Genomic DNA, 24,836 nt, shown 5'->3' with positions numbered 1-24,836 from the left:
AACTGTTGTACAAATAGTCCGTCAGAGAGTGTTCATATGTATTCCACGGGAGCAATAAGTAATGGGTAAATACCTGAGTGTCGGGGCCCTATCATTGGTCATGTTACTTTCTGTCGCCGGTTGTAGCGAGAATAGCGATAAGAGCGACGGCGATAACGAACCAGCAAAGGCGAGTGCCGATACACCAGAAGTCGTGGTTTATTCATCGCGTAAAGAGCAATTGGTGAAGCCGCTTTTCGATTTATACAGTGAAGAGACCGGTGTTAAAATCACCTATATTACGGATGCAGCAGGGCCCCTTATTGCCCGCCTGGAAGCCGAGGGTGAGCGGACTCCCGCAGATATGCTGATTACCGTTGACGTGGGTAATCTTTGGCAGGCAGCGCATTTGGGGCTGTTACGCCCCATTCAATCCAAAACCCTGGAAGAAGACGTGCCCGATAAGTTTCAGGATTCGGAGCATCGTTGGTTTGGTTTGTCGGTGCGGGCGCGAACGATAGTTTACTCCACTGAGCGGGTTAAACCGGAAGAACTAAGCACCTACGAAAACCTTTCCACTGAAGACTGGAATGGGCGTCTGTGTTTGCGTACCTCAAAGAAAGTGTATAACCAATCACTGGTAGCTACGTTGATCGAACGTCATGGAATCGAACGCACCGAAGAAGTGGTCAAGGGGTGGGTAGATAATCTGGCCACGGACGTTTTTGCTGATGATACGTTGCTGATGCAGGCGATTGTTGCCGGTCAGTGTGATGTGGGGATTGTAAACAGCTATTACTTTGGGCGTATGCAAGCGGAAGACCCTGAGATTCCACTCAAATTATTCTGGGCCAATCAGGAGATCTCGGGCGTGCACGTCAATATCTCCGGAGCCGGTGTCACCAAGTATGCCAAACACCCGGGCGAAGCACAGAAGCTGATCGAGTGGTTGTCGCGGGGCGAGGCCCAGCGTATTTTTGGCGGCGTTAATATGGAGTTTCCAGTTAACCCAGCGGTTCCAGTGAATGACCTGGTGAAGTCCTGGGGCGATTTCAAAGCCGATCAATTGCCGGTCGAAGTTGCCGGGCAGCGTCAGGGCGAAGCGATTAAATTGATGGATCGCACAGGCTACCGATAATTGTCTGAACTGACACACCGCTACAACGAAGCGCAAAAGCCCGGTCTGCTCAGGCGGATCGGGCTTTTGCGTGCCGCAGCGTTGGTGCTGGCCACGATGGTGGCGGCACCTCTGCTGGTGGTGGTTTTGAGCTGGAACGGTATCGAAGCCGACCTGTGGTTACACCTGATACAAACCCAGTTGGGGCGGTTGCTCGGGAATACGTTTATATTGGTGCTCGGGGTGTCCATTTCGGTGCTGATATTGGGGGTGTCTTTGGCATGGTTGACGGCATCCTGCCAGTTTCCCGGGCGCAAGCTTTTCGATGTGGGTTTAATGCTGCCACTGGCTGTACCCGCTTATGTGATGGCGTTTGTAATGGTCGGGCTGCTGGATTATTCCGGCCCGGTGCAACAGCAGCTGCGCGCCTGGTTCGGTAGCGGCATTTCCTTCAGCTTTCGTGGCACCGGAGCCGTAGTAATGGTGATGTCACTGGTGCTCTATCCTTACGTGTATATGCTTTCCCGCAATGCCTTTTTGGCGCAGGGGCGCGAGCCTCTGGAAGCAGCACGTGTGTTGGGTTATAACCCGGTGTTGGGCTTTTTCAAAGTGGCATTGCCGATGGCGAGGCCGGCTATTGTGGCGGGATTGGCGCTGGCACTGATGGAAACCCTGGCGGATTTCGGTGCGGTACAGATCTTCAATTACGATACCTTTACCACTGCGATCTATAAAGCCTGGTATGGCTTCTTTGATATTCGTACAGCGGCGCAGTTGGCGTCCATTCTGTTGCTTATTGTGCTCAGCGGCCTGTTTGCCGAACGCAAAATACGTGGAGGAGCCGAATATTTTCAAAGTGGCAAGCGAGCGGTGGCCCACTCCCGTATCCCGTTACGGGGCGGCAGAGCCGTGGCGGCAACGCTTTACTGTGGTTTGGTGCTGACGCTGGCCTTTCTGGTTCCGGTAGCACAACTGGTCTTCTGGGTGGCCAAATATTCCTGGCGCGATCTGGATAGTCGATATATGGGGCTGGTGGGGCACACCCTATCACTGGCTGCATTGGCGGCGATCATCACCGTCGCTGCCGCGTTCCTGCTGGCGTTATACAAACGAACCTACAAGGGAAAATTGTCTGCTGCGGTGGTACGGCTGGCAACCGTTGGCTACGCACTGCCCGGCTCGGTGTTGGCTGTGGGTATCATGCTCAGTTTTAATTGGTTGGATAGCATCGTTGCCGCTGTCCAGAGTGGTTTGGGATTCGCCGTGCAACCCTGGTTTGTGGGCGGGGTGTTGGCGCTGTTACTAGCTTACGCTACCCGGTTTCTGGCGGCGGCTTATGGGCCGGTCGAAACCAGCCTGGAGCGAATCAGGCCTTCGATTCCAGAAGCTGCGTCGATTCTGGGGGCACAGCCCATGGATATTGTACGCCGAATTTATCTGCCGATGCTGGCACCGGGCTTATTTACCGCTGCTTTGCTTGTTTTTGTGGATGTCATGAAAGAAATGCCGGCGACGTTGCTGATGCGCCCTTTTGGCTGGGATACACTGGCTGTGCGTATTTATGAAATGACTTCTGAAGGCATGTGGCCGCAAGCGGCATTACCCGGGCTCACACTGGTGCTGGTGGGGTTGATACCGGTGATAGTGCTGGTGCGCGGCTCCTCCCGCTAACGGGTTCGTTGGCGGCCCGCGTTTATTTGAGGTGGCTCTGGTCACCGTCCCTTCAGCTGAGTACAATGCGCCTCATTCGATAGCCCCACGCTTAAGCGCAACCCTCAAGACCGGAGCATTCAGCATGGCCCAGCGCACAGCCCTATATGAAAGCCATCTTCAAGCCGGAGCGAAAATCGTCGATTTTGGCGGCTGGGATATGCCCATCCACTATGGTTCGCAAATTGAAGAGCACAACAGCGTGCGGACCGATGCGGGCATGTTCGATGTCTCTCACATGACGGTGGTCGATGTGACCGGGGCGCAAAGTCAGGCCTACTTGCAGAATTTGCTGGCGAATAACGTAGCCAAACTGAAAGCGACCGGCAAAGCCCTTTATAGCGCAATGCTGGATCCGGATGGCGGCGTTATCGACGATCTTATTGTTTATAACATGAACGGTTGGTATCGGCTGGTCGTCAACTGCGCGACTCGTGAAAAAGACCTTTCCTGGATGCAGCAACAGGCCACAGATTTTGATGTGGCTCTACAAGAGCGTCCCGATTTCGCCATGATTGCAGTGCAGGGTCCCAATGCGATCCCTAAAGCCGCGGCCGTATTAGGCTCACCAAAAGCGGATGTGATCAACACGCTGAGCGTATTTGAGGGCCAGCCGAGCGAAGATTGGTTTATCGCCCGTACCGGCTATACCGGTGAAGACGGGCTCGAAATTATGTTGCCTGAAGGCCAAGCCGCTGATTTCTGGCAGCAGCTGATCGCTGGTGGAGTAGTTCCCTGCGGCCTGGGTGCCAGGGACACGTTGCGGCTGGAAGCGGGTATGAATCTGTACGGCTCCGATATGGATGAAGGTGTATCGCCGTTAGCGGCCGGTATGGGCTGGACTATAGCCTGGCAGCCTGAGGAGCGGAACTTCATCGGCAGGGCGTCCCTGCAACAGCTGAAAAATGAGGGAGTTGCCATGAAACAGGTAGGCTTGGTGATGGAAACCCGGGGCGTCCTGAGGGGGCACCAGAAAGTGCTTATAGAAAACGTTGGCGAAGGGGAAATTACCAGTGGTACATTTTCACCTACCTTGGGCTATTCTATTGCTTTGGCCCGGGTGCCGGCAGGCACGGCAGCGACTGCACAGGTAGAAATCCGCGGCAGGTTACATGATGTCAGAGTCGTGAAACCGCCGTTTGTCCGCAACGGCAAGAAAGTATTTGAATAAATCTGTTTAGATCCGAGGAATCGAAACCATGAGCGATATACCAATCGAATTACGCTACCTGTCTTCGCACGAGTGGGTACGGGTTGAAGATGGCGTTGCCACCATCGGCATCACTGATCATGCCCAGAAAGCCATGGGCGATCTGGTGTTTGTGGAAGTGCCGGATATAGGCACGACTCTGGCGGCAGGTGACGAAGCCGGCGTGGTGGAATCCGTTAAGGCCGCTTCCGATATTTATACTCCGGTGTCTGGTGAAGTCATCGAAGTCAATGAGCGTCTGGAAGCGGAACCTGAACTGGTCAACTCTGATTCCTACGGCGAGGGTTGGATGTTCAAAATCCAGATGGCGGACGAACAGGAAGTGGAAAACACCCTGACCGCTGACGAATATCAGGAGCAGCTGGACGACGAATAAGCCGCTCAAGCCGAACACCGAGATCCCGCTAAACCCGCATCAGCATGCAACCAGCGCTGGTGCGGGATTTGCACGTTTAACTTCCTAATTCCCGATAGCCGATCTAACTTCCAGACTGGGGAAACCTGACATGCCCTATATACCCCATACCAATGATGATATTAAGCACATGCTCGATACCATTGGTGCCAAAAGTATCGACGATTTGTTCGATGAAATTCCCAAGGACATCATTGCCCAGCGGCTACAACACGTACCCGATGGTAAAAGCGAAATGGACACCTTGCGCATCATGAGCGATCGAGCTGCGCAGGACAGCAACAAGTTATGTTTCATCGGTGCCGGAGCATACGAGCATCACATTCCGGCAGCAGTGTGGGAGCTGGCGGGGAGGGGTGAGTTTTTAACTGCGTATACACCCTATCAGGCGGAAGCCAGTCAGGGCACTCTGCAACTCATCTACGAATATCAATCCATGGTCGCGCATCTGAACGCCATGGACGTTTCTAACGCCTCGTTGTATGACGGTGGCTCCGGTCTGGCCGAAGCCGTGCTCATGGCGGTACGGGCAAACCGCAAATCGAAGTCGAAAAAAGTATTGGTGTTGACCTCGGTGAATCCGCTGTACCGTGAAGCCACACTCAATATTGTGGAAAACCAGGGACTGGTGCTGGAAGACGTCGCATTTGGAAGCGGTACCGGTCGTACTTCGGTTTCTGATCTGAAGTCTTACGAAGGTCAGGACTATGCCGCATTAATTATTCAACAACCGAATTTTTTTGGTTCACTGGAAGATGTAAATGCGCTCACGGACTGGGCGCATGCCAACGCCATGCTGGTGATCGGGGTGGTTAACCCGACCTCTCTGGCCATTCTTACCCCTCCGGGTGAATGGGGCCAATCGGGTGCAGATATCGCCTGTGGAGAGGGACAGCCTCTGGGTGTGCCACTATCCTCCGGCGGTCCCTACTTTGGTTTTATCACCTGTAAGCAATCGCTGGTGCGGCAAATGCCGGGCCGTATTATCGGCCGCACCGTGGATATGGAGGGCCGACCGGGTTTTGCCCTCACATTACAGGCACGGGAGCAGCATATCCGGCGCTCCAAAGCCACTTCCAATATATGTACTAACCAGGGCTTGGCGATGACGGCGGCCACCATTTATATGAGTTTGCTGGGAGCCGATGGACTTGAGCAAGTGGCGTTGGCCAGTCTTAACGGCACCTTGTCACTGCTCGATAAGCTAACCGCAATTGAAGGCGTGGAAAAAGTATTTTCGGCTCCGGTGTTTCACGAAGCAGTGATACGGGTCCCCAAACCTGCATCGGTGGTATTACAGACATTAGCAGATAAAGGAATACAGGGCGGAATAGATCTGGGTGTGTATTATCCGGGAATGGAATACTGCATTTTACTTTGCGTCACAGAAACAAAAACGGAAAGCGATCTGCAACTTTATGCCGATGCTTTACATGCTGCATTGAAGTAATCCCGTCGCTGGATATAAACGTTATTTTGTGGAACTGAAACCATGCTGATTTTTGAAAAAAGCCAAAGTGGACGCCGCGCAACGTCACAAGCACCATCAGCGCAAACCATTGGAGACAATATTCCCGATGAATTGCGTCGCAAACAAAAACCCCTTATGCCCGAAGTGGGAGAAATGCAGGTGGTGCGGCATTACACCAACCTTTCCCGGAAAAATTTCAGTATCGACACCCAGTTTTATCCTCTGGGTAGTTGCACCATGAAATACAATCCCCGAGGCGCCCACCGCGGCGCCATGTTACCGGGTTTCTTAGCGCGTCATCCGCTGGCACCGGAACAGCATAGTCAGGGCTATCTGGCCTGCCTTTATGATTTGCAGGAAGTGCTCAAAGACGTCACTGGAATGAAAGGCGTGTCATTAACCCCGATGGCCGGAGCCCAGGGTGAGTTCGCCGGGGTGGCAATGATCCGGGCGTATCATGAAGCACGCAATGATCATGAGCGAACGGAAATACTGATTCCGGAAGCGGCCCATGGCACCAACCCTGCTACAGCGGTAATGTGCGGATACAAAGTGCGGGAGATCCCTGTCGATAAACACGGTGATGTGGATCTGGCGGCTTTAAAAGCTGCTGTGGGTCCGCACACGGCGGGACTTATGATGACGAACCCATCGACGTGCGGTGTGTTTGAACGTGAAATTAAAGACATTGCCAAAGCGGTACATGAGGCAGGCGGATTATTATATTACGATGGCGCCAACCTCAATGCGATCCTGGGTAAAGTGCGCCCCGGCGACATGGGTTTCGATGTGTTGCATATGAACCTGCATAAAACCTTTGCCACACCCCATGGTGGCGGTGGCCCCGGAGCAGGACCTGTGGGGGTAGGTGAAAGATTGTTGCCGTATCTTCCGACCCCGATAGTGGGCAAAGAGGAAATCGATGGGAAGGCACAATATCGCTGGTTAACGGAAAAAGATATTCCCGGCACCATCGGCCGCCTGTCCACCTACATGGGGAATGCCGGTGTGTTATTACGGGCTTTCTTTTACGCCAGTGTTCTGGGCAGGGAAGGCATGCATCGTGTGGGCGAGTTTTCTACGCTGAATGCTAACTACATGATGAAAAAGGCCGCTGCCGCCGGTTTTCAGCTGGCTTATCCGGATCGTCGGGCAACCCATGAGTTCATCATAACCCTGAGTAAAGAGGCCAAAGATCTGGGGGTTACTGCAATGGATTTTGCCAAACGCATGCTGGATTATGGCTACCACGCGCCCACTACTTATTTCCCCTTGCTGGTGCCGGAATGTTGGCTGATTGAGCCAACGGAAACGGAAGCGCCCGCTGAGTTGGATGGTTTTATTGAGGCCATGATCAAGATACGCAAAGAGGCGGAAGAAACGCCGGACCTGGTGAAAGGGGCGCCCTACACCCAGCCGGTGCGACGTCTGGATGATGTGAAGGCCGCCCGTGAATTGGATTTGGTGTGGCAACCAGAACAGAAGCAATCGGTGTAACTGAGGCGTTGACAGGCTTCGGGCTCGCGTTTAGATTCAAAGTCTCTCATTTTTTTCAACCAGGACGATGTACTATGGGTTTATTCAGCTTTGTACGGGAAGCAGGTGGCGCACTAGGTAGTAAGGTCTATGATCTGACGCATGGCGATGAGGATCTCAATAAACCCGTTACCATAACGCCGGAACGAATGAATGAGTTGCGTAAGGCTAATATTGAGCGCAGCGTGGCAGAACTGAATTTGGGAGCCGATCCGTTCAGTGCGGATGTAGATGGTGAAAAGGTGGTATTGACCGGCTCTGTACCGAGCCAGGAGGTCAGTGAAAAAGTAACACTGGTGGCCGGAAATCAAAATGGAATTTCCCAGGTTGATTGTCAGTTGCAGGTGGCTGAGGCAGCGGCAACAGATTCACCCGTCAGCACTGAATCAGCGCAATTTTATACGGTAAAGGCCGGGGATACATTAAGTCAGATTGCAAAAGAAACGCTGGGTCAGGCGAATTACTATATGAAAATATTTGAAGCCAATAAACCCATGCTATCCGATCCCGATAAAATTTATGTCGGTCAGAGTTTGCGTATACCGCAGGAATAGACCGGGCCGCAGGCTGGTGCAACCTCAGCCTGAATTCGATTTGCTGGGAATAAAAACAAAACGCCGACCGGAATCTGTGTCGGCGTTTTGTTTTTCTGACGTTATCTTCGTGCTAACCAACAGGCTTGGTCAGACCTTAGAATTCCTGCACTGTGGGACGAACTACGATATCGTTGACGTCCACATGATCCGGCTGTCCGATAGCAAATTGGATGGCCTGCGCAATCACAACCGGGTCGATAGCCTCTTTTGCATATAATCCGGCAACGTATTGCTGTGCTGCCGGATTGCTGATGGTTTGGGGAAGCTCAGTGGCGACCGCGCCGGGTGAGATTAGGGTAGTTCGGACATTTTTTCCTACTTCCAGTCGCAAGCCTTCAGTAATGGCTCGCACCGCAAATTTGGTACCGCAATACACCGCACCTGCAGCCATCACTTTCTGGCTGGCAACGGATGCAATATTAATAATATGTCCGTTACCGCGTTCCATCATACCGGTTAATACCGCTGCAATTCCGTTTAAAACGCCTTTGATATTCACGTCGACCATGCGATCCCACTCGTCAACTTTCATTTCTGCCATACGTGAAACCGGCATGAGACCGGCATTGTTAATCAATACATCCACCGGGCCAAAGACCTCCGTAGCGGCATCGGCCAGAGCCTTGACCTGGTCTCTTTGAGTGACATCCGTTACGCGGTAAGCTGCGCTCCCTCCGGCAGAGCCAATATCATCGACCAGAGCCGCCAGACGTTCTTCCCTGCGCGCGCCGAGCATCAATTTAGCGCCCTGTTCCGCAAGTAACTTGGCGGTGGCCTCGCCTATACCACTGCTGGCACCGGTGATAACGATAACTTTTCCTTCAAGCCCAGACATATTTAATTCCTTTTTGGTGAATAAACGTTTGAAAGTAAGCCGGCTTTCACCGGCTACGGTTAATCCGTGAAATTGATAAAGTGTTTTGCATGCGGTGGAAACTTGGAGTAGCATTTTATCCATTAAATGAATGATCATTTAATGGACTGCTTTCTTAAGGGAAATTATCAATAATGAAACAGGAGCACAAAAATATGAGCAGTGAAACGGTCAATATCTATGACTTAATGGCCTGTAATGTTTATATGGATTTTGATACACCGCTACCAAAGGAGCAGCATAAATTCCTTCTCGCATTCCACCCGACAGGCGGACGTCCGGTGCATGAGCTGGTCGAAACCATCACGGCTATAGGTCCGAATGGCTATGAAGTGGATATCGCTAACCAAGAATTTACGCGATCTAACCTGAATGGATGGATTTATGACCGAACTACCAACTCGCATTGGTATATGGTGAATCTGACGACGGGCTTTATGGATCCAGGAGAATATCGGATCGTTGTGCAGTGCAAAGATGGGGCAACGACGGAAATATCCCGGACACAGGACAATACATCCACTGATAGGATGACGACCGCGTATTTGCAGAACCGGGAAAAACTGAAAAACAGTTATCACCCCGGTCAGAATGAGAAATTGCCCGACGGCGCGCCGTTGCACAATATTAAAGTGACATGCGATTCGCTCAGTGAGCTATCAGGAGTGGATGCGTATTATGTTTTTCGTTTATGCGAAGCTGCCAGTGCGCTAGAATTCGATACACAGAACCTGTATTGGTGGGATAATATTTTTTTACAGCGGCTGACGAACCCGGAAGCCGGTAAAAACCGAACCACTCTGGTATTGGGTGCCGCGTTAAAACCCGATACTGCCTATACGTATTTTTGCGAATTAACGGATAGTAATAGTATGGGTGGAACAAATATTTGTATTTTTCAGCCTCACCAAACCTTTCACTCTTAAAAATACAGTAACATAGTGGTCATACATTCGCGTTCGTCCATGGTTAGTCTAAATGCCGATAAATAAAGTGGTAGAAAAAAAATCCCGCAACATCAAGCGCGAAGTGATTCTTAGCGCTGCGCTGAAGGTCTTCGCTTCCGGTGGAGTGAATGGTGTGCCAATGCCAAAATTAGCACAGGAGGCGGGTATCAGTACCGGGCTTATCTATCGCTATTTTGATAGCAAGGAAGCACTTGTAAATGAGCTATATCAAGAGCAGAAATTGAATATGGCAACCGGTTTGTTTTACAACTTACCGGATACCGACGATCCTTATGTTTCGTTCTGCGAGGTATGGAAACGCATGGTGGATTATGCAACCAATAAGCCGGAAACGTTCCGCTTTTTGGAGCTGCAGGATCATCGTCCTTATTTAACAAGAAAAAGCTTTCTTGTAGAGAAGGGCATGCTGACTCCGTTGTTGGCTTATTACCAGAGTATGCAGGATAGTAAAATCTACCGCTCCGATATGCGGGCAGAAGTGTTGATGACGCTGTTCTGGGGTGCTTTTGTGAATTTGTTCAAAGCCCAGGGTGATAAGTTGCTGGTGTTATCCGATAAGGATATTTTGGACGCCCGTGAAAGCAGTTGGCACTTTTTGATTGGAAAATGATTTAGGTAACCCCCCCTCCGTAGCGAATATATAAAAGTAAGTTTAATAGCGAGTTAGCTATCATTCCCACTGAAGGTGTTTGGTGGGATATCTTCCCTATTTGCATTCCTGTACTATTATAACAGTGTCTACTTAAGACAAATAACAGCATTCTCACTAATACGATTTCAGTCGTGAAATCACTGCGTCTAAGGCAGGTGCGTTAGCACGAATGCGAACCTGCACTCCTAAAATTTAATTCGACGACCTTACACTGCTTAAACAATAATAAAAAAGGAAAATCCATCATACCCATGGTACCAAATCGAAAGAAAATTAACGGAAACGTAGTGCCCAAATTGATGTTCGCCTTTGCGCTGATATTTTTCAGTGTGCTTTACGGCATGGTGGCGGCCAATAATCGCCTTTTTCCTTATTACACACTCATTGAGGCCGGGGCCGCAATCACGCGATTGATGCCGGAAAACAAGTCCTTGCTTTGGTATTTTATTAAGACAGAGCAGGATCAAGCCGTCACGGTTCAAGATGAAGAGATGATGGCGCCGGGCCTGACCAAGGTGGTGGCTGTGGAAGGGGATCACAGTCTGTCAGTAAAAGTAATTAACGCGCAGGGAGATCCTGCCCAGCGATGGCGCATTGAGTGGAATAACGTATGGCCTGCAGCGCCGGATTATCTTGATTGGGCGGAAGTGCCGAAGGCGCGACCGGGAACGCACATTCACGGTGCTGAAATTGCTGATAATGGTGACTTGATTTTTAATTTTGAGCATCTGGGTTTGGTACGAATGGATGTCTGCGGGAATGTTGTATGGAAATTACGTTACCGCACACACCATTCGGTCTTTATTGATGAACAAAGCAATATCTGGGTGTCGGCACAAATCAATCACAAAAATGCCATTGAAAAGCTACCGCTCTATCGCCCACGATTCATAGAGCCCATGATTCTTAAGGTTTCTCCTCAAGGCGAAATCTTGATGGAAAAATCGGTATTTGACTTGTTGATAGAGAACAATCTGGAAGGCGCTCTTTACGTTCAGGCATCGGATAACCAGTTTCCTATTTCAGGCGGGGATACTTTGCACTTGAATGATGTCGAAGTATTTCCAGCCTCACTGCAGGAGGGCTTTTTCAAGGCCGGTGATATTATGATTTCATTGCGTAATGCCAACACGATCGCAGTATTCGATCGACATTGGAAACTCAAATACTCGGTGGCAAATGAGTTTGTACGCCAACACGATCCGGATTTCATTGACGGCAATACGATTTCCATTTTCGATAACCATAACATGTCAACACCCGGGCACGAACCGGTTCCGGCAAGCAGGATATTGTTAAAAACCGTGCCGGACGGAGCCCTCAATGTCGCCTATTCAGGTACTCAAAAGCAACCTTTCTTTACGAATATTATGGGTAAACACCAGTGGCTTGAAAACGGTAACCTATTGATTTCTGAGAGTAGATTCGGAAGGGCGTTGGAAGTTACTTCTGCGGGTACCAAAGTTTGGGAGCTGTATAACATTGTTGAGCCAGGTTGGCTTGGTATTATCGAGGAAGTTGAGCGCCTTCCCGCCAGTTATGACGCTGAATTTTTCGCGCAGGCACGGCAACGCTGTGAACCGCATCAGCAGGCTGTGAATTAATCTTGGATTACAAAATCGAGGAAGCAGATATCATGAAACAAAAACTGTATTTATTAGCAGCCATGTTGTTCGTATCGTTACCTGGCGTGGCGAGCGCTTATGTGGGGCCGGGGGCGGGTTTGTCCGCAATCGGTTCATTGTTGGCCTTGTTGCTGGCCATTGTTGTCGCCTTTGTCGGCTTTTTCTGGTACCCGATAAAACGATTAATCGGGGGTAAGAAAGGCGGTGCCACAATCGAAGAGGACACCATCGAAGTTGAGCAGGACGCAGTCGCCGTTAAGGAAAAATCTGAATAGTGGTGAACTGGGTCGGTGGCGCTTTTATTGTGTTTGCCTTTTTCGGACTGCTCAAGGCATTTCGTGTGATTGAGGTGAGCAAAGATGTGATTACATTGTCGTCCACCGTGATGAGCACGATGACTGACAACAGTATGAGTGATCTGGAAAAGGAAAAAGCCATGCAGTCTTTTTCCATTCGCTTTTTTAAATATTTTATCAGCATATTGATTGGCAGCGCGCTGGCGATTGCTATCCCCGTTTTAGTGTTGTGGGGGTTGCAACAGCTCGGGCTGCTTTCGCTGGATGATATCATCGCAACAACACTCACCTGGGAATTCATAACGATAAGCTGTTTGCTTGGGCTTGCGCTTTTGACCATCCCCAGGTTACGGGGTTGATACGTATTGGACTTTGCCAACAATTATTCCGCTCTTGATCGACTGGTCCACAACATCGCGTTTTCAAGCAGGGGGGCACAAATCGGGCTTTCGGCATTGGAAGACAAAGTGTATGCGCGGCAGCTGGACGCCATAAACCCCCATAAACCGGTTTTTGTCACAGCGCTGCCCAGAGCGGGAACAACACTGCTGCTTGAAATGTTAGAGCGCAGCGGGCAATTCGGGGTGCACCTCTATCGAGATATGCCGTTGCTGTTGACGCCGATATTCTGGTCAAAGGTGTCAGCCTCATTTCGCCGCGAAGATACCCCCCGTGAACGCGCTCATGGCGATGGAATGATGGTGAGCGTGGAAAGCCCGGAAGCCTTCGAAGAAACGATCTGGGTTGAGTTCTGGAAAGAACAGTATCAAGCCCGTTCGGTTAAACCCTGGCATCCGAAATTCAAGCACGCAGAATTCGAGCGGTTTTTTAATAACCACATAAAAAAAATATTATTGCTTCGGCAAACCAATGGCGTGACGCCGATGCGGTATTTGTCGAAAAATAATATGAACATCGGGCGCATTGAATATATCTGTAAAGCATTTCCCGAGGCTCAAATCGTTGTGCCGTTTCGTGGACCGTTGCAGCATGCCGCTTCATTACTAAAGCAGCACCTGGGGTTCTTGAAACTGCACCACGACGATGCCTTTGCGAAACGTTATATGCGTGAAATTGGGCATTATGATTTCGGGCAGAATTTAAAGCCGATTAATTTTAATGGCTGGGTAGACAACTATTCCACACTATCCCCGGATACTCTGGAATTTTGGTTGCGTTATTGGTTTGAGGCATACCGTTATATACTGGATCATAAGCAGGCTAATGTGGCGCTATTTTGTTTTGATAGCTTCAGTCGTAAGCCCGATTCAAGTTTGCGTGCCCTGGCAACGTATCTGCAGTTGCCGGACATTGAATCGTTTGTAGCACTATCAGGGCGCGTGACAGAGCCCAAAACCCACAATATCGATACTAGTGCACTGCCCGATGAGCTGATGAACGCAACCCAGGCGCTGTTCGAGCGTTTGAATGCTGGTGCAATCAATCTGGTATCACAAAGCGGGGCAAATAGTTTCAGCGAACAATGAAACCTAATGGGGCCTGGATTATAATCGCCGCAATTCTTCTATGGTTGCGTCACGCACATTGCGGATTTCCGCATGCAAATGCAGCCGCTTTCCCGCATAAGCGTGATTGCCATCAACGGTGACGGTGTCTTCATCAACGACGACCACGCGAACCGGAATCTCGCCTGACTCGGTTGTTGCGTTTATTTGCATGCCTACTTCCAGCTTATGTCCGCTGCTTTCGAAAAGGTCTAAGGGCAGGGTTTGTAACAGTGCCTCGTTGTGTAACCCGAATCCCTGCTGCGGTTCAATTGCCGAATCGATCACATCGCCTGTGCGTCTACCTTCCAGCGCCCTTTCGATCCCCTTCGGAAACTGCCGTTGGCCATGGACATAAAGGGCAGGCAGATAGTCTTTGGTGGTTTCTATTGTCTCACCGGTGTCGTCTTTCAAAGTGAAATGCAGGGCCACCAGTTTGCCGTTCTGAATGGTTTCCATTTGTTTCTCTCCCTTTGTTCCCCGTTTTTACCCCGCCAACAGAATCACATGCATTCTTGGGAGGAGCTTTTAATAGGTCAGGCTGGAGAAGTGATCAGCAGCGTGGAACGTATTTGCCCATTCCCATTCCTGATAGCTCAACTTGCCATAAGCGAAGTGCTCGTAGAGCTCTGATTCCGCTGTCAGGTTATTTTGGAAATAGGTGATGGCATTGCGCAACTTATCAAACGCTTCCACTAATGGTCCATCATCGGCAATTTCACCTTCCAGAGATGGAACCGGTGCAGTCAGGTTGTGAGACATATAACCTTGCGCCACAAACGCGGCGAAGGCAACATATTGAACCGCTTGCTGTGCATTGGAATCGTAGCTGGCGAACCCCTTCCAACTGCCCTCCACGGTATGTGCAAGGTGGGTTAAAACCTTATAGAGTGACCATTCCTGCTGCATTTCGAGGGTATCCAGGTTATTTTCGATGAGCGCCAGCTCCACCATCACCTGGTTGAAATCATTAAAACGAAGCTTGCGCGCACCACCACCGCAGCCAGCCAGTGAGCCCAAGCTAATGGCAGCTGCACTACCAATGCTTAAGCGTAAAAATGCTTTGCGGCTGATTTTGCCCGGGCTGTCAGTGTTTTCCGAATGATTATTTTTATTCTTCATTGGCCGCTCTCTCATGGGTCTTCTGGAATTAATCGGCTACCTAACTTATTGTGGTAGTACTGGTTTCAGTTTATAAGGTAGGCAACTATGCAAAATCGCCCGTACATTGGGATGGGGTCTTCATGATTAGAGCGAAATGCTTGAAAAATGGCGTAATAACAACAGGTGATTCGGGCCTGGTGCAGCAGTGGCAGGATCAGGGTGAGGGGTTTCTGTGGCTGGATATGGCCGGAGAGGATCTGAGGAAGGAAGCGCAACTGCTATTATCCTTGGGGTGTCATCAGCTCGCCATTCAGGATACGCAGCGGCCCAGGCATCCTCCCAAGTTCGAGGACTTTGAATCCAACACATTTATTATCTATCGCGGCTTCGAAAAGTTTGACCAGGAAATAGTGGTGGAGCATGTTCAGGTGGCGTATTTCGTCGGTAAGAATTTTGTTATCACGCGCCGCAGCGGTCAGTCGTTCGGGGTGGAAGCCATGTGGAACGCCGAAGCGGACCTGATGCGCTATATGGCAGAACCTGCTTTGTTATGCACCCGCATCATCAATACTTCCTTGAGCGGCTATATCGACCGGGTGCTGGATTTGGAAGATGTGATCACCCTGATGGAAGATCAGATGCTGGACCGGCCAACTGATACCTTAATGCAGCAACTGGTTTTGTATCGCTCCCGCTTGCGTAAGCTCAACCGTATATTTCGCTACCACGAAAAAGTGTTCGGGGAGTTGTTGCGGGAGTCAACCGAAGTGATGAATATGGAAGATTCCGGGCTATATCACTCTACACAGGATGTTTTCGATAAGTGTGAGCGACTAAGCAGCCTTGGACAGCTTTTTTATGAGCAATGTGGTGATCTTATCGATGGATACCTGTCCCTGACGTCTCACCAACTGAATAAAACCATGCAGGCGCTCACGGTTATTACAGCGATTTTTGTGCCGTTGGGTTTATTGTCCGGTATTTATGGCATGAATTTCGATCATATGCCGGAGCTGCATTCAACCTACGGGTATTACATTTTGTTGAGCGTCATGGTGACTGTAGCAATCACGTTGTTGTTGTTTTTCAGAAGGCGTGGCTGGCTTTAGCCGGGATCTATTCGGCATCTTCGGGCTGTTCTGCATAGGCAATGAGTTCCAGCGCCACTTGTTCCCTTATCGCCGCTTGATTATCGGGTTCAAGTTGGTATTTTTTTGCCAAAATTTCAAAATCCTCATCCCGGAGGGAGACCGTTAAACGTGGACGTACCGGTTTTTTGTTGTACGGCAGCCCGAGAATCTTCCTGATCAGATCCGGCGGGTTCAGATTTTGGTTTAATGCGGATTGCTTAATGGTTTTTTGTGCTTCTGCTGAGATATCAAAGGCTACCTGAACGGCTTTAATTGCCTGCTTTTCTTTCTGCCATCGTTCATTCATATATAACGTTCCGCCCGGAAGCAACGACAGCGGCCCCGATCGGAAGCCGCCTTTTGCATTTTAGAGTACAGCTCATAATATCTTGTCTGGCTATTTTCTGGAGGACTTAATGCGCTCCAGAATAGCGGATGCGTCGGCCTGGCCTCCAACAATACCAGCTTCCTGCAGTTTGGTCTCAAGTTGGTTGCCATCGGCTTCGCTTTTCAAAAGTTCACCCGCTTCCATCTGATCCTGTTTCATCTCCTGGCGTTGCTTAATGCGTTCAAGGGAATCCCGTGCCGAGTTTAGACTGGAATTATTGGCAGCGACATTCTCAACTACCTGCTCCGTTGCTTTCTGGACTGACTCTGTGGTGCGTATGATGGAGAGTTCGCGTTCATGATCGGCTATTAGCTTCTCTGCACTTTTAACATGCGATTTCAATTGCCTGATCTGGCTATCTAGACGGGAAACAGTTGTCATCTGTTCTGACTTTTCATTTTCCATCACCGCAATTTTCCCGGCCACTACCAGGGCCAGGGCTTCAACTTCCTGTTCCAGTGCTTTACCGGCATAGGATTCGTGCTGGTGGATGTCGTCTGTTAGCTGGCTGAGCTTACGTTCCGACTGCATCCTGCTTGCCATAACCTCGGCCAGATTCTTCTTTGCTTGTTCGATTTTCTCTTTAGCGAGTTTAATTTCCTGTTCCAATATGCGGATCCCGTTTGAGTCAACAATAGCGCCACCCATTTCACGTGCACCGCCACGAAGGGCTGTCCAGATTACATTTAATACACTGCTCATAACCTTGCTCCTGATTGTGTAGTTTGGATGGGTTGGTTAAACCAAGTATTCTTCGATGGCTTCAAGAGCATCGTAGGCGTTGGCAGATAGTGTCACCAATTCTTTGCAGATATCATCGAAGCTGCTGCTGGTGGCCATGGCACCAAATACAACGTAGTAGCTTTCGATAATGGCAAAAGAACTTAGAGGCATGGCCACATTCAGTTCCAGCATGGTTTGATTCAGATCGGCGAGTTTGCCGTTCTGGATTTCGTTCTGTTTGCACAGGTAGGTGATGCAAAGGATCTGGGTATCGGTGATGGTTATAAATATCGGCATGGCATCGAGTTCGGATACCATTACCTGCAGTACTTCCTGCTCGCCTTTGATAGGCAGACAGTTAAAGGTATGTCCTTCGTAATTGATCTGGCCCAGCTGAAACGTGAGTTCCTGGGTACGGGTCATGGCTGTCTCCTGTCTGACATATTATGTCGGGTTCTGGTTAGGCTAAATCTGATGATCTTCCAGGTCAAGGCTTTCTCTTTAAGGTGTCGCAATCATGTTATTTTCCAGTTTCTCTAAAAGGAGTGATGTGATCGGTGCACGTGAGGGGTGTCGATTTCCCTAACGTAGCGGGAGCAAATTTTAGAGCTAATTAGACACAAAGATTGCTATGTCTGTGGCCGCCCTGTTGTATGAATTGTCGGAGTCGTTGTGATTCGCCTGGGTGTTTGAATGCGAAAACGAGCGATATCGAACTATGAAAAGTTGGTGTTGATTGAAGAGAATATCGGGATCTGCCTTTGGAGCAGTCATATTACTGGATTCTCGATGCAAACCAATCAGTCTGCTTTCCGGTCGGGTTTATTTCATTAAAGCCAGTTTCTCTCGGCGGCTCATCTTTTTGACGGCCGCTTCGCGGATGGAAGCAGAAGAACGGTTCTCGGAGACTTCAGAATACACCAATTCGACCGGGCGGCGTGCTTTCGTGTACTTGGCTCCGGCCTTTCCCTGATTGTGCTCCCGGGTCCGCCGCTCCAGATCCGTTGTAATGCCGGTATATAAGCTGCCATCCGCACAGCGGAGAATATAAAGGTACCAGCAACTACTCATTTTCAGCGCACACATTTTTTCCTGGCTGGGGTAGGTTGATTTGTCCGGTCAATATAAATAAACATTGGTTAACTTGCGAGTCTATCAAGCGGTAGCGCAGTTCCCTATACTGTTTGTCTTTAATCTTATCAGTCCTTAAGCGAGATATCTGTGGATACCAATGTGGTTCTGACTTTTGCGTTAATCGGTGTGATAGGCATCAGTTGTCAATGGGTGGCCTGGCGTCTGCGTTTGCCTGCCATATTGTTTTTACTGCTTGCGGGCATTATTTCAGGGCCGGTTATTGGTTGGCTGAAACCGGATGAACTGTTAGGGGATATGTTGTTTCCGATGGTATCAATGGCGGTCGCAGTGATTTTGTTTGAAGGCAGCCTGACCCTTAAATTCAAAGAAATTCGGGGCATGGAAAATGTAGTTTGGCGCATCATCACAGTAGGGGTGTTGGTGAGCTGGCTCAGTATGTCTTACTTCTGTTGGTGGCTGCTGCAGATCGATTGGCATATCGCGTTGTTGTTCGGGGCGCTTGTGGTGGTTACAGGACCTACGGTTATTGTACCCATGTTGCGTACAGTGAGGCCAAACGCGCGTATCACCAATATCTTGCGCTGGGAGAGTATTTTAATTGATCCGCTGGGGGCATTGCTGGCGGTATTGGTGTTTACGTTTATCGTTGCAGAATCCAGCGGTGGTAACGAATGGCTGGCGGTGGTGTTGGTCTTCAGCAAGATCATTCTGATTGGTACCTTGCTGGGTTGTGGTGCGGGTTACCTATGTGGATGGTTGTTGCGTGCGAATGTAATTCCCGGTTATTTGCATAATGTATTTATATTGATTTCCGTGTTCGCGGTGTTTGCGTTTTCCGACACACTGGAACATGAGTCCGGTTTGCTAGCAGTGACCATTATGGGCATCTGGATTGCCAATATGCGGGGCGTCGATACAGAAAACATCCTCGATTTTAAAGAAAGCCTGAGTATTCTGTTAATCTCCGGCTTGTTTATCCTGCTCGCCGCCCGTGTGGATCTGGAGGGGTTAATTGATTTGAGCTGGCAGGCGGTGGCGATGTTGGCTTTTGTTCATTTTATTGCGCGCCCGTTAAAAATTGCGACAGCAACACTGGGAAGTTCATTGACCTGGCAGGAAAAAACCATGATTTCCTGGATCGGGCCGCGCGGTATTATTGCTGCTGCCGTGTCTGCTCTGTTTGCTTTGCGACTGACGCAGCTTGGTTTTGAAAACGCGGATTTGTTGGTCACGCTGACGTTCGTCATAATTATCGGTACCGTCGTGTTTCAGAGTCTGACGGCAAAGCCTTTGGCTAAAATGTTGAAGGTAGTAGAACAATCGCCTCAGGGGTTGCTCTTTATCGGTGCTAATGCTGTGTCCCGTACTATTGGCAAAGCGGTGCAGGACAATGGTTTTCAAGTGATGTTGGCAGACAGCTTCCGAAATAATGTGCGGCAAGCGCGGATGGCTGGGTTGAAAGTATTCCACGGTAACCCGGTATCGAGTCTGGCGGAAAAAGAGATTGATTTGGTGGGGTTCGGCCGCTTGATCGGTGTGTCCCAGAATGATGATTTGAATATATTGGCGGTACAGCGCTATCAGCGAGAGTTTGGCAAAAATCGGGTGTTTTCGTTACCGAGTCAGGCTAGTCAGAAGAAAAGCGACCGCAATGTGGTGTCGGAGGAAATGCGGGGCATGCCCCTGTTTTCCAAAGACGCGACTTATAGTCGGTTGGCGAGCCTGATTGCTCAGGGCGCGGAAATGCGTACAACCAGTTTGAGCGAAGAATTCACGCTACAGCATTATTTTGAGAAATACGGCGGTAACGCCATACCCATGTTCATTATTAATGTCAAAAAGCGTTTGATGGTGCTCAGTGAAGCGCCCACGCCGGAAGATGTAGAGCCGGGTTGTAAAATCATTTCGCTGGTGAAAGTGGAAGAGGCAATCCAGAAAAACATCGAAAACAAAAAGCAGGAAGCCCTGAAATAGTCCGACGATGGCCGCACCCTGTTGTCGCTATAGGGGGGCGCGGCCCGAGCCGAAAATATTAAGGCATAAACACAAATTGCTGGGGTGCCGTCTGTAAAATCAAATCACCATGTTGATCCAGTGCATTGACCTGCCAAGTGTAGGTAGTGCCGGGATTCAGGTGATTAATCAAGTCTGCGGACAGTTGTGTGCTGGTGGAGGTGGAGGGCAGCAACAAGCGCCCCACAAAATCCGAGGACGATAACATGTCCGTGCCGGTTAGTTGATGGATCTGGAGTTCGTACACGCGGGTGTCCGGAATGACTGGCCACCTGAGTTTGGAGGTGGCGGTCAGGTTGGCCGGACCGGCGCTCGCCGGTGCCTCACTTTGTTTGACAAAATTTTCAACCACGTCGTATTGCAGGGCACTGCTCAGCTGCGGATTGGGGCAGGCGGTTTCGGCTCCGGTCATCGCCATGCCGGCGGCTGAGGGCGAATCTATACAGAAACGTAACAAATGCCGTCCTAAGGTTTGTGTGGGTAGTTTCGGGCTTAGCAGAAATTCGGTCGATTCACTCACCGGTTTATTTACGGTGGCCAGCGTTTTGTAGGTAAGCGCCCCTTGCGGTTCTACCAGAGCCAGTTGCCAGCGTCCGGCCAGGGTGCCGCGACCGGAAAAGCGCACGAATAGCTGGGCCTGTAAGGGTAACCCCTGAGCCACTTGTTGGCGGAAGCGCTGAGGCTTGAAGGTCAGTTGCAGGCTGTGCGCCGTCAGGCTTTCCTGTTCCAACTTCTGGGTGGCGACGTCTTCTTTGCTCTTCAGGTTAATATCGACAGCCGCTTCGGTGGTGCTGGGCAATTCGGAGCCAGTAGTAAAAACCCGTTTGTATTCCAGCTTACGATGTCCCATGTCGTACCATTTTTTTGCTTCTTCTGCGGTCAGCGTAAGGGATTCTTCAAAATAGATGGGGCCAGCGCCCTTGTTCAGGTTGAACGGATTATTCAGTGTTTTCAGGACGGTGTCCGTGGTCGTGTCGCGCAGCGTTCCCTGGGGTGAAAAAGCGCCACTTTCATGTACCGGATTGGTGGAGATGACCCAGCGGATCTCTATGGTCTGGCCTTCTTCAACGGTGACTTCAGCCCGTTTCGGGGAGCTGCTGGCGCCAATCAGGTCGGCAAAGCTGTTGACACAACAAAGCAGTGCAGCCAATGCCGTGGTCAGGGTCACGGCTCTTTTCGAAAAACAAAACATGGCATACTCCGGCAATTTTGGGATCACTTAGACTGACCATCCGGTGAGGTCGGGCTGGTCGGAGAGTGAGTCTACCTAAGCTGGTTACAGGATGCCAGAGTCTAATTGTTATACACTTGACACGGTGTATCCTGAGTGAACCCACTGAATTTATAACTATTTTTGCTATGTTGCCGTCCATGGTATGGGTAGCGTCGGCATTTGGGTATAATCGCCGCGCGATATTTGTGCCCATCAATTGCACCGATGCCTGCACCTTTTTATTTGTAGCAGATAACCTGAGAGGCTCCATGTCAAAGGACAATGTTCCCCATATCCGTTTGAAAAACAAAGAAGATCGACGTATCAAGAGCGGTCATCTGTGGATTTATAGTAACGAAGTCGATGTGGAAAAGACACCGTTGCATGGCTTTATAGCGGGCTCTGAAGTGATTATTGATGACTCGTCAGGCAGACCGATCGGGCGTGGTTATGTGAATCCGCAGTCTTTGATCTGCTGCCGAATCCTGAGCCGGGACTGGCGTAAGGGTTTGGACCGTTCATTTTTACAAAGCCGGCTCCAGTGCGCATTGGCGTTACGGGAGGCGGCGTATTCGCAGCCCTTTTATCGCGCGGTATACGGTGATAGTGATGGCTTGTCCGGGTTGGTGATTGATCGCTTTGGTAATTATCTGGTCGCGCAATTGAATACCGCCGGTATGGAGCGTTTAAAGCCCCTTCTGCTGGAAGCCATGCAGACGGTTTTTGAACCGCGCGCTATTTTGTTCCGCAATGATAGTCCGTTGCGGGAGCAGGAAGGTTTGAGCCTGGAAGTGGAAGAGGCGGTGGGCGAATGGCCGCAGACATTACAGGTTCTGGAAAATGAGGTGTCTTTTACTATTAACAGCAAGGACGGCCAAAAGACGGGCTGGTTCTATGACCATCGGGAAAGCCGCCGCGAATTAGCACGTTGGGTCAGGGGCAAACGGGTGCTGGATGTTTTCTCCTATGTTGGCGGGTGGGGGTTACAGGCGCTGGCTGCCGGAGCCGAATCCTTGACTTCGGTGGATGCATCATCCGCCGCGCTGGATCAATTACAAGCTAACGCGGAGCAGCAGGACGTGCTGGATAAAGTGACCTGTTACGAAGGTAATGCGTTCGATGTGTTGCAGGCGTTATTGGACCAGAATCTGCGTTTTGATGTGGTCATAGTGGACCCGCCGGCGTTTATTAAACGCAAAAAAGATTTTAAAAAGGGGCTGGGTGCCTATAACAAGCTGAACACGCTGGCGCTACGTTTGCTAGAGCAGAACGGATTGCTGGTCTCAGCGTCTTGTTCGATGCATTTGCCGGAAGCCACATTGCAGGACACGGTAAGAGCAACCGCGCGTCATGTGGACCGACATGCACAGTTGGTGTACCGGGGCAATCAGGGGCCGGATCATCCGATACATCCGGCCATTCCGGAAACCCAGTATCTCAAAGCGTTGTTCTATCGCATTAGTCCGGCATTGTAGGCACGGTGTTAAGTTTGTTTTTGAGCTGTGCCCGCAATGGTGTGGCAGGGCTGGCAGGATCGGCTGTTGTGGTGGTCAGGTTGGCTGGTATCGCCGGAAGCGCGTCTTTTTCCAGCCAGCGTTGCAGATAACCGGGTAAGGCTTTGTTATCAGGCCATTGTTGCAGTGCGTCATTAAAGGCGTGTAATTGGCTCATCTCCCAACTTTTTGCTTGTTCTTGGGTTGCAGGCAATGCACCCTCTACCCAGGCGTTCAACAAGTTCTGCGAGTCCGCAGACAGCAGCTCAATGGTTAATTGCAACATGTCCCGGCGCCGGTTGTGGGGGTGGTCTTTGATAGGCAGATCTTCGCTACTGTCTTCCCAATGCTCAACTGTTGCGAAATCGGTGAAGGGTCGGGCAACCCGTTCTGAGTTGTCGATGTGCTCACCCCACAATAAAAAACCCACTACATTGAATCCGATGCTGACATCGGCCTCATCGGTCAGGCCGTGTTGCTGCCGAAGTTCCTCTTCACCCAATTGCAGGCTGGCATCGTTTACTATGCCGCTAAAAGGGTAGCCTTCTACACTGTCAATAAAACCGGGCATGGCTAGCGGGTTACCCAGTTGGGCATGGGCTTGTTTGAGGGCCGCCTGCTGTGCCGGGGTGTAGCCCTGCAACGTACTGGCGGCGAGATAAATATCGTGGCATTGAGCCCATTGTGCGCGCAGTGTCTGCAGGTGGTCGGCGTCAACCTGTTTCAGAAATTGCATTAGAGATGTCTGCAGCTCTGCGGTGCATGCCACTAATGATTGTGGGATGGCGGTAGCGGTTTCTTGGAATGTTGCCAGTTGCTCCCTGTCCACCGCGGACAGTGCAGTAGTCCGGGGTTCGGTTGCGACGGTTTGCTGCGGTGATGTCGCCGGAGGTGCCGGTTTGTCACAACCCTGCAGTAACAGGCAGGCACTCAGGCCGGCAGCACCAAGGGTTAGTCGCGCAGGGAAATGCATGGCCACCCCCGCATTTTAGCCTCCGCTAACAGGCGTTCATCTGCGTCCACAGCAACCGGGTGTGTCACCGCTTTTAACAGCGGCAGGTCATTAATAGAGTCGCTATAAAAATAACTGCCTGCCAGATTATGTTGATTTGACTCAAGCCAGCGTTGCAAGCGGGTCACTTTGCCGTCTTGAAAACAAGGTATGCCACTGGTTTTGCCACTGTAACGGTTGTTGATGATCTCTGCATCGGTAGCAATAATGTCATCAACGCCCAAAGCGTGGGCAATAGGGCCGGTAATAAAACGGTTGGTTGCAGTGATAATTAACAGGTAATCGCCCTGGTCCCGGTGTTTGTTCAGCAAAGCCTCGGCTTTTGGCAGACGCATGGGGCGAATGACCTGATCCATGAACTCATCGTGCATTTGTTTTAGCTGCACCATGTCAAATCGGGTGAGAGGCTGCAGGGCAAATTCCAGATATTCCATGATATCCAGCTTACCTTGCTTATAAAGTTCATAGAAATGATCGTTTTGCCGACGATACCAGGCTTCTTCAACAATGCCTTTCTGCACCAGGTATTCACCCCAGGCATGATCGCTGTCTCCGTTCAGCAGGGTATTGTCGAGATCGAAAATAGCCAGGCTCATATTTGCCTCTGAATCAAATCAATTAAATTGCAGGCAAGTTTATCAGCTTGGCTGCCACGGTAAAATCTGCATTTTCAATTTGAACAATTAAAAACTTAGAAAAATCAACTAAATA

General features: G+C 50.2%; 26 protein-coding genes. 16 read left to right on the top strand and 10 right to left on the bottom strand.

The window, feature by feature from the left end; all coding sequences use genetic code 11:
* Positions 1-61: 61 nt before the first annotated feature.
* The 7 genes from FT643_RS06650 (at position 62) to lysM (ending at position 7,992) form a co-directional block, all read left to right on the top strand.
* Entirely contained in the window at positions 62-1,117 is a 1,056-nt protein-coding gene (locus tag FT643_RS06650; protein ID WP_198043364.1) for an extracellular solute-binding protein, read from the top strand.
* The gene (locus FT643_RS06645; RefSeq protein ID WP_232339872.1) at positions 1,118-2,767 is read left to right on the top strand and encodes an ABC transporter permease; all 1,650 of its coding nucleotides are present in this window, start codon (positions 1,118-1,120) and stop codon (positions 2,765-2,767) included.
* Between the two features lie 124 nt (positions 2,768-2,891).
* Positions 2,892-3,977, top strand: a complete 1,086-nt coding sequence (gene gcvT / locus FT643_RS06640) for a glycine cleavage system aminomethyltransferase GcvT (protein WP_156870421.1) — start codon at positions 2,892-2,894, stop codon at positions 3,975-3,977.
* Between the two features lie 28 nt (positions 3,978-4,005).
* Entirely contained in the window at positions 4,006-4,392 is a 387-nt protein-coding gene (gene gcvH / locus FT643_RS06635; RefSeq protein WP_156870419.1) for a glycine cleavage system protein GcvH, read from the top strand.
* Positions 4,393-4,522: 130 nt separating this feature from the next.
* Complete coding sequence (gene gcvPA / locus FT643_RS06630; protein WP_156870417.1) at positions 4,523-5,881, top strand: aminomethyl-transferring glycine dehydrogenase subunit GcvPA; 1,359 nt, start codon at positions 4,523-4,525, stop codon at positions 5,879-5,881.
* A 42-nt stretch (positions 5,882-5,923) separates the two neighbouring features.
* A complete protein-coding gene (gene gcvPB, locus FT643_RS06625) occupies positions 5,924-7,399 on the top strand; it encodes an aminomethyl-transferring glycine dehydrogenase subunit GcvPB (RefSeq protein WP_156870415.1) in 1,476 nt (491 codons plus the stop codon).
* A 74-nt stretch (positions 7,400-7,473) separates the two neighbouring features.
* Entirely contained in the window at positions 7,474-7,992 is a 519-nt protein-coding gene (lysM, locus tag FT643_RS06620) for a peptidoglycan-binding protein LysM (RefSeq protein ID WP_156870413.1), read from the top strand.
* Positions 7,993-8,128: 136 nt separating this feature from the next.
* Here lysM and FT643_RS06615 read toward each other — a convergent pair whose 3' ends face one another.
* A complete protein-coding gene (locus tag FT643_RS06615; RefSeq protein ID WP_156870411.1) occupies positions 8,129-8,869 on the bottom strand; it encodes an SDR family oxidoreductase in 741 nt (246 codons plus the stop codon).
* A gap of 194 nt (positions 8,870-9,063) precedes the next feature.
* Between FT643_RS06615 and FT643_RS06610 the strand changes: the two genes are divergently transcribed.
* The 6 genes from FT643_RS06610 (at position 9,064) to FT643_RS06585 (ending at position 13,936) form a co-directional block, all read left to right on the top strand.
* Positions 9,064-9,834, top strand: a complete 771-nt coding sequence (locus FT643_RS06610) for a hypothetical protein (RefSeq protein WP_156870409.1) — start codon at positions 9,064-9,066, stop codon at positions 9,832-9,834.
* A 52-nt stretch (positions 9,835-9,886) separates the two neighbouring features.
* Positions 9,887-10,486 (top strand): TetR/AcrR family transcriptional regulator, encoded by a 600-nt coding sequence (locus FT643_RS06605; RefSeq protein ID WP_156870407.1) that lies wholly within the window; start codon positions 9,887-9,889, stop codon positions 10,484-10,486.
* A gap of 293 nt (positions 10,487-10,779) precedes the next feature.
* Positions 10,780-12,132 carry an arylsulfotransferase family protein gene (locus FT643_RS06600; RefSeq protein WP_156870405.1) on the top strand — a complete coding sequence of 451 codons (1,353 nt, stop codon included), beginning with the start codon at positions 10,780-10,782 and terminating at the stop codon, positions 12,130-12,132.
* A 32-nt stretch (positions 12,133-12,164) separates the two neighbouring features.
* Positions 12,165-12,428, top strand: a complete 264-nt coding sequence (locus FT643_RS06595) for a hypothetical protein (RefSeq protein ID WP_156870403.1) — start codon at positions 12,165-12,167, stop codon at positions 12,426-12,428.
* Positions 12,428-12,808: a hypothetical protein gene (locus tag FT643_RS06590; protein ID WP_156870401.1), complete on the top strand. Its 381-nt coding sequence runs from the start codon at positions 12,428-12,430 to the stop codon at positions 12,806-12,808. Before FT643_RS06595 ends, FT643_RS06590 begins: the two co-directional genes overlap by 1 nt.
* 6 nt (positions 12,809-12,814) lie before the next feature.
* Positions 12,815-13,936, top strand: coding sequence for a sulfotransferase (locus FT643_RS06585; RefSeq protein ID WP_156870399.1), 1,122 nt, complete (start codon positions 12,815-12,817; stop codon positions 13,934-13,936).
* Between the two features lie 18 nt (positions 13,937-13,954).
* Here FT643_RS06585 and FT643_RS06580 read toward each other — a convergent pair whose 3' ends face one another.
* Both FT643_RS06580 and FT643_RS06575 read right to left on the bottom strand, forming a co-directional pair.
* Positions 13,955-14,413 (bottom strand): FKBP-type peptidyl-prolyl cis-trans isomerase, encoded by a 459-nt coding sequence (locus FT643_RS06580; protein ID WP_156870397.1) that lies wholly within the window; start codon positions 14,411-14,413, stop codon positions 13,955-13,957.
* 69 nt (positions 14,414-14,482) lie between these two features.
* Positions 14,483-15,076: a DUF1569 domain-containing protein gene (locus tag FT643_RS06575; RefSeq protein WP_198043363.1), complete on the bottom strand. Its 594-nt coding sequence runs from the start codon at positions 15,074-15,076 to the stop codon at positions 14,483-14,485.
* A 122-nt stretch (positions 15,077-15,198) separates the two neighbouring features.
* Here FT643_RS06575 and FT643_RS06570 point away from each other — a divergent pair, with 122 nt between their 5' ends.
* Entirely contained in the window at positions 15,199-16,167 is a 969-nt protein-coding gene (locus FT643_RS06570; protein WP_156870393.1) for a magnesium transporter CorA family protein, read from the top strand.
* A 7-nt stretch (positions 16,168-16,174) separates the two neighbouring features.
* Here FT643_RS06570 and FT643_RS06565 read toward each other — a convergent pair whose 3' ends face one another.
* The 4 genes from FT643_RS06565 to FT643_RS06550 form a co-directional block, all read right to left on the bottom strand.
* Positions 16,175-16,495, bottom strand: a complete 321-nt coding sequence (locus tag FT643_RS06565; RefSeq protein WP_156870391.1) for a hypothetical protein — start codon at positions 16,493-16,495, stop codon at positions 16,175-16,177.
* 90 nt (positions 16,496-16,585) lie between these two features.
* Positions 16,586-17,278: a PspA/IM30 family protein gene (locus tag FT643_RS06560; RefSeq protein ID WP_156870389.1), complete on the bottom strand. Its 693-nt coding sequence runs from the start codon at positions 17,276-17,278 to the stop codon at positions 16,586-16,588.
* A 36-nt stretch (positions 17,279-17,314) separates the two neighbouring features.
* Positions 17,315-17,722 carry a YjfI family protein gene (locus FT643_RS06555; protein ID WP_156870387.1) on the bottom strand — a complete coding sequence of 136 codons (408 nt, stop codon included), beginning with the start codon at positions 17,720-17,722 and terminating at the stop codon, positions 17,315-17,317.
* A gap of 399 nt (positions 17,723-18,121) precedes the next feature.
* On the bottom strand, positions 18,122-18,370 hold the full coding sequence (locus FT643_RS06550) for a GIY-YIG nuclease family protein (RefSeq protein ID WP_198043362.1): 249 nt from the start codon (positions 18,368-18,370) through the stop codon (positions 18,122-18,124).
* Between the two features lie 150 nt (positions 18,371-18,520).
* On the opposite strand from FT643_RS06550, the gene FT643_RS06545 reads away from it, so the two are divergent.
* Positions 18,521-20,368, top strand: a complete 1,848-nt coding sequence (locus tag FT643_RS06545; RefSeq protein ID WP_411267797.1) for a cation:proton antiporter — start codon at positions 18,521-18,523, stop codon at positions 20,366-20,368.
* A gap of 58 nt (positions 20,369-20,426) precedes the next feature.
* On the opposite strand, the gene FT643_RS06540 is transcribed toward FT643_RS06545, so the two are convergent.
* Positions 20,427-21,599 (bottom strand): hypothetical protein, encoded by a 1,173-nt coding sequence (locus FT643_RS06540; RefSeq protein WP_156870383.1) that lies wholly within the window; start codon positions 21,597-21,599, stop codon positions 20,427-20,429.
* Between the two features lie 290 nt (positions 21,600-21,889).
* On the opposite strand from FT643_RS06540, the gene FT643_RS06535 reads away from it, so the two are divergent.
* The gene (locus tag FT643_RS06535) at positions 21,890-23,095 is read left to right on the top strand and encodes a class I SAM-dependent rRNA methyltransferase (protein WP_156870381.1); all 1,206 of its coding nucleotides are present in this window, start codon (positions 21,890-21,892) and stop codon (positions 23,093-23,095) included.
* Here FT643_RS06535 and FT643_RS06530 read toward each other — a convergent pair.
* Positions 23,079-24,086 (bottom strand): imelysin family protein, encoded by a 1,008-nt coding sequence (locus FT643_RS06530; protein ID WP_156870379.1) that lies wholly within the window; start codon positions 24,084-24,086, stop codon positions 23,079-23,081. The two genes, FT643_RS06535 and FT643_RS06530, sit on opposite strands and share 17 nt — an antisense overlap.
* The gene (locus FT643_RS06525) at positions 24,065-24,721 is read right to left on the bottom strand and encodes a histidinol-phosphatase (RefSeq protein ID WP_156870377.1); all 657 of its coding nucleotides are present in this window, start codon (positions 24,719-24,721) and stop codon (positions 24,065-24,067) included. Before FT643_RS06525 ends, FT643_RS06530 begins: the two co-directional genes overlap by 22 nt.
* Positions 24,722-24,836: the final 115 nt, after the last annotated feature.

This window comes from Ketobacter sp. MCCC 1A13808 (genome assembly GCF_009746715.1).
Lineage (GTDB): Bacteria > Pseudomonadota > Gammaproteobacteria > Pseudomonadales > Ketobacteraceae > Ketobacter.
Note: the sequence above shows the minus strand (reverse complement) of the source record. Positions and strands in the feature narration are given on the sequence as shown.

Coding starts and splice junctions, on each gene's coding strand:
- FT643_RS06650 (WP_198043364.1), top strand. CDS start 62: ATGGGTAAATACCTGAGTGTCGGGGCCCTATCATTGGTCATGTTACTT.
- gcvT (WP_156870421.1), top strand. CDS start 2,892: ATGGCCCAGCGCACAGCCCTATATGAAAGCCATCTTCAAGCCGGAGCG.
- gcvH (WP_156870419.1), top strand. CDS start 4,006: ATGAGCGATATACCAATCGAATTACGCTACCTGTCTTCGCACGAGTGG.
- gcvPA (WP_156870417.1), top strand. CDS start 4,523: ATGCCCTATATACCCCATACCAATGATGATATTAAGCACATGCTCGAT.
- gcvPB (WP_156870415.1), top strand. CDS start 5,924: ATGCTGATTTTTGAAAAAAGCCAAAGTGGACGCCGCGCAACGTCACAA.
- lysM (WP_156870413.1), top strand. CDS start 7,474: ATGGGTTTATTCAGCTTTGTACGGGAAGCAGGTGGCGCACTAGGTAGT.
- FT643_RS06615 (WP_156870411.1), bottom strand. CDS start 8,869: ATGTCTGGGCTTGAAGGAAAAGTTATCGTTATCACCGGTGCCAGCAGT.
- FT643_RS06610 (WP_156870409.1), top strand. CDS start 9,064: ATGAGCAGTGAAACGGTCAATATCTATGACTTAATGGCCTGTAATGTT.
- FT643_RS06605 (WP_156870407.1), top strand. CDS start 9,887: ATGCCGATAAATAAAGTGGTAGAAAAAAAATCCCGCAACATCAAGCGC.
- FT643_RS06600 (WP_156870405.1), top strand. CDS start 10,780: ATGGTACCAAATCGAAAGAAAATTAACGGAAACGTAGTGCCCAAATTG.
- FT643_RS06595 (WP_156870403.1), top strand. CDS start 12,165: ATGAAACAAAAACTGTATTTATTAGCAGCCATGTTGTTCGTATCGTTA.
- FT643_RS06580 (WP_156870397.1), bottom strand. CDS start 14,413: ATGGAAACCATTCAGAACGGCAAACTGGTGGCCCTGCATTTCACTTTG.
- FT643_RS06575 (WP_198043363.1), bottom strand. CDS start 15,076: ATGAAGAATAAAAATAATCATTCGGAAAACACTGACAGCCCGGGCAAA.
- FT643_RS06570 (WP_156870393.1), top strand. CDS start 15,199: ATGATTAGAGCGAAATGCTTGAAAAATGGCGTAATAACAACAGGTGAT.
- FT643_RS06565 (WP_156870391.1), bottom strand. CDS start 16,495: ATGAATGAACGATGGCAGAAAGAAAAGCAGGCAATTAAAGCCGTTCAG.
- FT643_RS06560 (WP_156870389.1), bottom strand. CDS start 17,278: ATGAGCAGTGTATTAAATGTAATCTGGACAGCCCTTCGTGGCGGTGCA.
- FT643_RS06555 (WP_156870387.1), bottom strand. CDS start 17,722: ATGACCCGTACCCAGGAACTCACGTTTCAGCTGGGCCAGATCAATTAC.
- FT643_RS06550 (WP_198043362.1), bottom strand. CDS start 18,370: ATGAGTAGTTGCTGGTACCTTTATATTCTCCGCTGTGCGGATGGCAGC.
- FT643_RS06540 (WP_156870383.1), bottom strand. CDS start 21,599: ATGTTTTGTTTTTCGAAAAGAGCCGTGACCCTGACCACGGCATTGGCT.
- FT643_RS06535 (WP_156870381.1), top strand. CDS start 21,890: ATGTCAAAGGACAATGTTCCCCATATCCGTTTGAAAAACAAAGAAGAT.
- FT643_RS06530 (WP_156870379.1), bottom strand. CDS start 24,086: ATGCATTTCCCTGCGCGACTAACCCTTGGTGCTGCCGGCCTGAGTGCC.
- FT643_RS06525 (WP_156870377.1), bottom strand. CDS start 24,721: ATGAGCCTGGCTATTTTCGATCTCGACAATACCCTGCTGAACGGAGAC.